The organism is Kitasatospora sp. NPDC056181 (genome assembly GCF_042266225.1).
Lineage (GTDB): Bacteria > Actinomycetota > Actinomycetes > Streptomycetales > Streptomycetaceae > Kitasatospora.
In genome coordinates, this window is record NZ_JBHJUK010000261.1 from 1 (window position 1) to 6,854 (window position 6,854).

The 6,854-nt window shown below is 73.0% G+C and carries 5 protein-coding genes; 3 read left to right on the forward strand and 2 right to left on the reverse strand.

Annotated elements, in window-relative coordinates; translation table 11 throughout:
- Positions 1–137: 137 nt before the first annotated feature.
- A complete protein-coding gene (locus ACFC1F_RS42215; RefSeq protein ID WP_376166998.1) occupies positions 138–1,532 on the reverse strand; it encodes an MFS transporter in 1,395 nt (464 codons plus the stop codon).
- Positions 1,529–2,332 carry a glycerophosphodiester phosphodiesterase gene (locus ACFC1F_RS42220; protein WP_376167000.1) on the reverse strand — a complete coding sequence of 268 codons (804 nt, stop codon included), beginning with the start codon at positions 2,330–2,332 and terminating at the stop codon, positions 1,529–1,531. Before ACFC1F_RS42220 ends, ACFC1F_RS42215 begins: the two co-directional genes overlap by 4 nt.
- 560 nt (positions 2,333–2,892) lie before the next feature.
- On the opposite strand from ACFC1F_RS42220, the gene ACFC1F_RS42225 reads away from it, so the two are divergent.
- The 3 genes from ACFC1F_RS42225 to ACFC1F_RS42235 are packed head-to-tail and all read left to right on the forward strand — an operon-like array spanning position 2,893 to position 6,526.
- Positions 2,893–4,227 carry a discoidin domain-containing protein gene (locus ACFC1F_RS42225; RefSeq protein WP_376167002.1) on the forward strand — a complete coding sequence of 445 codons (1,335 nt, stop codon included), beginning with the start codon at positions 2,893–2,895 and terminating at the stop codon, positions 4,225–4,227.
- Positions 4,228–4,229: 2 nt separating this feature from the next.
- Positions 4,230–5,486: an MFS transporter gene (locus ACFC1F_RS42230; RefSeq protein ID WP_376167006.1), complete on the forward strand. Its 1,257-nt coding sequence runs from the start codon at positions 4,230–4,232 to the stop codon at positions 5,484–5,486.
- Complete coding sequence (locus ACFC1F_RS42235) at positions 5,453–6,526, forward strand: hypothetical protein (protein ID WP_376167004.1); 1,074 nt, start codon at positions 5,453–5,455, stop codon at positions 6,524–6,526. The genes ACFC1F_RS42230 and ACFC1F_RS42235 overlap by 34 nt, the downstream gene beginning before the upstream one ends.
- Positions 6,527–6,854: the final 328 nt, after the last annotated feature.

Sequence of the window (6,854 nt, forward strand, 5' to 3'; positions counted from 1 at the left end):
TCTCACAACCATAAGCCGCAAAACGAGACAGTCACCTGTCGGGTGGGCTCGTTTTTGTTTATACCAGCCCCCCCCTGGGGCCTGGGGAGCCCCCCACCGGGCCGGCCCGGCCGGCCCGGCCGGGTCCTCCCGGTCCGTCAGAGCCGCTCGGGGACGGGGTTGCCGACGGCCTCGATGGCGCGCCGGACGGGGACCTTCGCCAGCACCACGAAGCCGATCACGAAGAACACCAGCAGCGAGATGATCGCCGAGCGGTAGCTGCCGGTGATCTGGTAGGCGAGGCCGAAGACCAGCGGGCCCATCCAGCTGGTGCCGCGGTCGCTGACCTTGTAGACGCTGAAGTACTCGGCCTCCCGGCCGGCCGGGATGAGGTGGGAGAACAGCGAGCGGGAGAGCGCCTGGCTGCCGCCGAGCACCAGGCCGATCATGCAGGCCAGGGCGAAGAACCAGGCGGGCTGGTGGGCGGGCATCAGGTACCCGAGGGCGAGCGTGACGACCCAGCCGACCAGGGAGCCGAGGACGGTCCGCTTGGCGCCGTACCGGCGGGCGATCCGGCCGAGGAGCAGCGCGCCGCCGATCGCGACGATCTGGACCAGGAGCACGGCGACGACCAGCGAGGTCTGGTCCATGCCGAGCTCCTCGCTGCCGTAGAGCGAGGCCTGGGAGACGACGGTCTGGATGCCGTCGTTGTAGCAGAGGAAGGCGCCCAGGTAGAGCAGCGTGAGCGGGTACTGGCGCATGCCGCGCAGGGTGCGGGCGAGTTCGCGCAGGCTGCCGGCGGCGGGCCGGTCCGGCACGGCCGCCGCACGGTCGGGGGCCACGCCGGCCCGGGAGGGCAGCCGCAGCATCGGGACGATCGTGAACAGCGCCCACCAGAGGCCGGCCGAGGCCAGGCAGATGCGCACGGCGGTGCCGGAGGACAGGCCGAGCGCGTCATGGCCCTCGAACAGCGCCAGGTTGGCGATCAGCAGCAGGCCGCCGCCCGCGTACCCGTACGCCCAGCCCTTGGAGGAGACGGCGTCGCGCTCGTCGGGGGCGGCCAGGCCCGGGAGGTAGGCGTACGAGAGCGCGACCGACACCGCGTACGCGATGTTGGCGACCACCAGCAGCGCGCCGCCGAGCAGGTAGCGGTCGCCGTCGAGGAGGAACATGCCCATCGTGGCGACCGCGCCGACGTAGGCGGAGCCGCACATCAGCTCCTTGTGCCGCCCGGTGCGGTCCGCGACCGTCCCGGTCAGCAGCATCACCGCGACCGAGAGCAGCACGGAGAAGGAGACCGTGTAGGGGAAGAACGACCCCGCGCGGATCGTGAGGCCGAGCGGGTGCACGTCGCCGGCCGCGTCGGCGGCGTTCTTGGCCACCGAGGTCAGGTACGGCCCGAGGAACACCGTCAGGACGGTGGCCGAGAAGGCCGCGTTGGCCCAGTCGTTGATGTACCAGCCGAACTGCATCCGGCGCAGGGCGCGGCCGTCGGTGGTGGTGGTCGCCGGATGGTCCGGCAGACGGTCCGACAGGTGGGCCGTGGTGTTCATGAGGCTCCCATCTTCGTGCTGGAGCCGGTGCTGCCGTCGGTCCAGCAGCCGCGCTCACCGAGGACGTCGCGCAGGACGTCGATGCGATCGGCCATGATGCCATCCACACCCAGGTCGAGGAGAGCCCTGATCCGGGTGGGATCGTCCACCGTCCAGACGTGGACCTGCAGACCGAGACGGTGGGCGGCACGGACGAAGGCCCGGTCGACGACCCGCACGCCGCGGTGCCGCTCCGGCACCTGCGCGCAGACCCCGGCGAACGGCGCCCCGTGCCCCCGCAGCAGCGGCCCGGCCAGCGAGCGCAGCCGCAGCCGGGCCACCTCGCGCGGGCCGAGCGAGGTGGCGAGCCGGGGGCCGGCGGCGGCGCGGACGGCGGCGAGGCGGCTGTCGGAGAAGCCGCCGACGCAGACGCGGTCCCAGGCGTTGGTCCGGCGGACCGCCTCGACCAGCGGCCCGACGGCCGGCGCGGCCTTCACGTCGACGTTGAAGCGGGCCCCCGGGAACGCGTCGAGCAGGTCCTCCAGCAGCGGCACCGGCTCGGTCCCGCCGATCCGGGCCTGCCTGACGGCGTCCCAGGGCAGTTCGGCCACGGCGCCGGTGCGGTCGGTGACCCGGTCGAGGCGGGAGTCGTGGAAGGCCACGAGCACTCCGTCGCGGGTGGCGTGCACGTCCGTTTCGAGGTAGCGGTACCCGAGGGCGACGGCGGCCTCGAAGGCGGCGAGCGAGTTCTCGGGGTGGCCGAGGTCGCCGCCCCGGTGTGCGAAGGCCAGCGGCCCCGGCTGGTCGAGGAAGGGGTGCATGTCGTGCTCCGAGCTGGGAGGAGAGGGGACCCGCTGGACCCGCGAGGCCCCGATGGCGCTGCCCGCTCCGACGACGCCCGGGCCGTGCGCGTTACAGTATTACGCACCCTGTCAAGCAGTAACGATCACTGCGGCCGGATCGGCCCCGGCGGTGGTCGCCGTTCGGCCCCGGGGGGTGGTCGCCGCCTCGTCCGGGCGCTGCGGGTGCGGGGAGGCCGCCGGTCGGGGCAGCCGCGGCGGAGCGGCCCGACGCCGCCTCGACCCTCGTGGTGCGCCGGGCCCGGAAACGGGCGAACTCGGTGCCGCCCAACTATTGGTAGGTAACTTTACTTTCTATTACGCTGTCGGCTGGCGGCTTGGCGCGGCGCCCGTGCCGGATGGGGCGTGACGCGCTCAGTGAGAGCTCTGACCCGGCCGCCGCGCAGTTGCGGTCGCCGCTGCCCGGTGAGTTCGTGCGGTGCGGACCGGAGTCCAGCTCTCACCGTTTCTCAAGGTCATGGAGTCCAGGGATGCGTCTGGGTGTCTCGGCAAGGCCTGTTCGTGTCGGAATCTTCGCCGCCGTGCTCGCGTTGCTCGGCGGCCTGTTGCTCGGGTGGTCCGGGCGGGCGGGAGCCGCGGCCGATCCGCTGGTCTCCCAGGGCAAGGCCGCGACGGCCTCGTCCACCGAGGGGTCGTCGTACGCGGCGGGGAAGGCGTTCGACGGGAACGCCTCCACGCGGTGGGCGAGTGAGGAGGGGAAGGACCCGCAGTGGCTGCGGGTCGATCTCGGAGGGAGCGTCAGAATCTCGCGGGTGAAGCTCAGTTGGGAGTCCGCCTATGCGAAGGCGTACCGGGTGGAGGTGTCGGCGGACGGGGTGACCTGGACGACGCTGGCGGAGGAGAAGGCCGGGAACGGCGGGACGGACGAATGGACGGGGCTGGCCGGCCACGGCCGCTACGTCCGGATGTACGGGACGGCGCGCGGGACGTCGTACGGGTACTCGCTGTTCGAGATGCAGGTGTACGGGGTGCCGGACGGCAGCCCCTCGCCGACCGGACCCTCGCCGACCGGACCGTCACCGACCGGTCCCTCGCCGACCGGACCCACGCCGGGCGGGGCGTTCACCGTGGTGGCCGCGGGTGACATCGCCGCGCAGTGCACCGCCTCGGACAGCGGCTGCGCGCACCCGAAGACGGCCGCGCTGGCCCAGCAGATCAACCCGAAGTTCTACCTGACGATGGGTGACAACCAGTACGACGACGCCAGGTTGGCGGACTTCCGCAACTACTACGACAAGACCTGGGGGGCGTTCAAGGCGAAGACCCACCCGGTGCCGGGCAACCACGAGACCTACGACCCGGCCGGGTCGCTCGCCGGGTACAAGGCGTACTTCGGCAGCATCGCCTACCCGCAGGGGAAGAGCTGGTACAGCTTCGACGAGGGCAACTGGCACTTCGTCGCCCTGGACTCCAACGCCTTCGACCAGAGCGCCCAGATCGACTGGCTCAAGGCCGACCTCGCGGCCAACGCGAAGAAGTGCGTCGCCGCCTACTGGCACCACCCGCTGTACTCCTCGGGCGGGCACGGCAACGACCCGGTCTCCCGGCCGGTGTGGAAGATCCTCTACGGCGCCAAGGCCGACCTGGTGCTGAACGGGCACGACCACCACTACGAGCGGTTCGCCCCGCAGGACCCGGACGGGAAGGCCACCGCGGACGGGATCGTCGAGATCGTCGGCGGGATGGGCGGCGCCGAGCCGTACCCGATCGAGCAGGTCCAGCCGAACAGCCAGAAGCGGATCAGCGGCGAGTACGGCGTGCTGAAGCTGGACTTCACCGACTCCGGCTACGGCTGGAGCTACGTCGGAACGGACGGCCAGGTCAAGGACGCCAGTCCGAAGTACAGCTGCCACTGATGATGTACCTGGCTACCACCGGCCGCCGTCCGGACGCGTCGCCCCGCCCCGCAGGGCCGGGGCGGCGCGTCCCAGGCACGGTCATCGCGCTCGGCGCGGTCAGCCTGGTCACCGACATCTCCTCGGAGATGGTCACCGCCGTGCTGCCGCTCTACCTGGTGCTGGGGCTCGGCCTCTCACCACTGCAATTCGGTTTCCTCGACGGGCTGTTCAACGGCGCCACGGCGGTGGTCCGGCTGCTCGGAGGCAGGCTCGCCGACCGCGGCGGCGGCCGGCACCGGACCGTCGCCGGGGTCGGCTACCTGCTCTCGGCGCTCTCGCGGCTCGGGCTGCTGCTGGCCGGCGGGGCGGCCGGAGGGATCGCCGCCGCGCTGGCCGCCGACCGGCTCGGCAAGGGCGTGCGGACCGCGCCGCGGGACGCGATGATCTCGCTCAGCGCACCGCCGGAGGCGCTCGGCCGGGCGTTCGGCGTGCACCGGGCGATGGACACCACGGGGGCGCTGCTCGGACCCCTGGTCGCGTTCGTGGTGCTGTGGGCGACGGCCGACGCGTACGACGCGGTCTTCGTGGTCAGCTTCGCCACCGGGCTGTTCGGCGTGCTGGTGCTGGTGCTGTTCGTCCCGGCCGGGCCGGGGACGGCGGGGGTGGCGGCGGTGGCGGCCGCCGGGCCGAGGCCGGCCGGTAGGAGGCGGAGCAGGGCCCTCGGAGATCCGGTGTTCCGGCGGATCGTCACGGCCGCCGCACTGCTGGGTGCCGCGACGATCGGCGATTCCTTCCTCTACCTGCTGCTCCAACGCGGCCTGGACCTGCCACCCCTGCTCTTCCCGCTGCTGCCGCTCGGCGCTGCGGCCTGCTACCTGCTGCTGGCGGTACCGGCGGGCCGGATCGCGGACCGGACCGGGCGGCGCACGCCGTTCCTCTGCGGGCACGGGGCGCTGCTCGCGGCCTACCTCACCCTGACCGCCCCGCCGGGATGGCCGGCCGCCGTACTCGTCCTGGTCCTCCTGGGCGTCTTCTACGCCGCCACGGACGGTGTGCTGATGGCGCTCGCCGGGCCGGTGCTGCCGCCCGACGGCCGGGCGGGCGGGCTCGCCGTCCTGCAGACCGGCCAGGCGCTGGCCCGGCTGGTCGGTGCGGCCGGCTTCGGCGCGGCCTGGACGTGGTGGGGGCCGCGCCCGGCCCTGACGGTGGCCGCACTCGCGCTGGCCGCCGCACTCGCCGCCGCATGGCGGATCCTGCCGGAAAGGGAGTCCTCGTGAAGGCGCGTTCGGTGGTGCTGATCGCCGCCGCCCTGGTGCTGCTGGGCGGTTCGCTGGGGTACGTGCTGCACGCCCGGCAGCGCGGCGGCGGCCAGCGGCTCGTGGCCGCGGAGAGCTCGTTCACCCTGGACGAACCCGGGCTGTACTACCGGGACACCGCCACCGGCCGGGTCGCCCGCAGCCCCGGGGCGCCGGACGGCCCGTCCTGCATCCGCTTCTATGCCGCGGGGGACCGGGCCCTGTGCCTGCGGGCGCTGCCCGGCGCCCCGGCCCGCACCCAGGCGGTGGTGTACGACCGGCGGTTCACCGAGCTCCAGACGGTGATCGTCCCCGGCATCCCGAACCGGGCCCGGGTGTCGGCCTCGGGGCACCTGCTCTCCTGGACCACCTTCGCGGTGGGGGACTCCTACGCGGCCGGCACCTTCTCCACCCGGACGTCGATCCTGGACCTGCGCACCGGCTACCTGGTCAAGTCGGTCGAGTCCATCCCGCTGACCGTCGACGGCACCCGCTACCACGCCGCCGACGTCAACTACTGGGGCGTCAACTTCGCCGACGACGACAACCGCTTCTACGCCACCGTCTCGACCGGCGGCCGGACCCACCTGGTCGAGGGCGACCTCCGGGCGTGGTCGGCCCGCACGCTGCGGGAGAACGTGGAGTGCCCCTCGCTCTCGCCGGACGGTACCCGGATCGCCTTCAAGAAGAAGGTCTCGGCCGACCCGGCGGCGCCCTGGCGGCTCCACGTCCTGGAACTGGCAAACATGCGCGAGTACCCGCTGGCCGAGTCGCGCAGCGTGGACGACCAGGCGGCCTGGCTCGACGGGGGGACACTCGGCTACGCGCTGCCGGGCCAGGACGGGAAGGGCAGCGACGTCTGGAGCGTGCCGGCGGACGGCAGCGGGGCGCCGCACCTGCTGGTGCCCGGCGGCTCGTCGCCGGTGGCCGTGCGGGCGGCCGTGCCGGAGGCCGGTCCGACGGCTGTCCCGCCGGTTGCTCCGACGGCTGTTCCGCCGGTTGCTCCGACGGCGCCGGACTGACCCGGCGGGCGGCGCGGGCGGCCTCCTCGCGCGGCGGGGAGGGGGTGGCAGGGGGTACGCCTGCGCGGTCGGGACGGGGCAATTTGTTTCGGGCGTGAAACAGGAGTACTGTCGCCCAGTCGCTCGGCAGGGAGCACCGGACACGCATCGGCGCGGACGGTCCCGGAGCGGCCAATCCCTGGAAACACCACTTCCCGGTTCGGGCTGGGTCGTGCTTTGCCTTTTTCGGCAACGCGGCTCGGGTCTTATTCGGCGTGTCCGTTTATATGGATTGCGGCCGGATTCGCTTCTCGGAGCGGGGATGGGCTAGAGTTTGAAACGTCGGACG

What these genes read in the sequence shown, in the direction of transcription:
- ACFC1F_RS42215 (WP_376166998.1), bottom strand. Translation starts at nt 1,532, where the DNA reads ATGAACACCACGGCCCACCTGTCGGACCGTCTGCCGGACCATCCGGCG.
- ACFC1F_RS42220 (WP_376167000.1), bottom strand. Translation starts at nt 2,332, where the DNA reads ATGCACCCCTTCCTCGACCAGCCGGGGCCGCTGGCCTTCGCACACCGG.
- ACFC1F_RS42230 (WP_376167006.1), top strand. Translation starts at nt 4,230, where the DNA reads ATGTACCTGGCTACCACCGGCCGCCGTCCGGACGCGTCGCCCCGCCCC.
- ACFC1F_RS42235 (WP_376167004.1), top strand. Translation starts at nt 5,453, where the DNA reads ATGGCGGATCCTGCCGGAAAGGGAGTCCTCGTGAAGGCGCGTTCGGTG.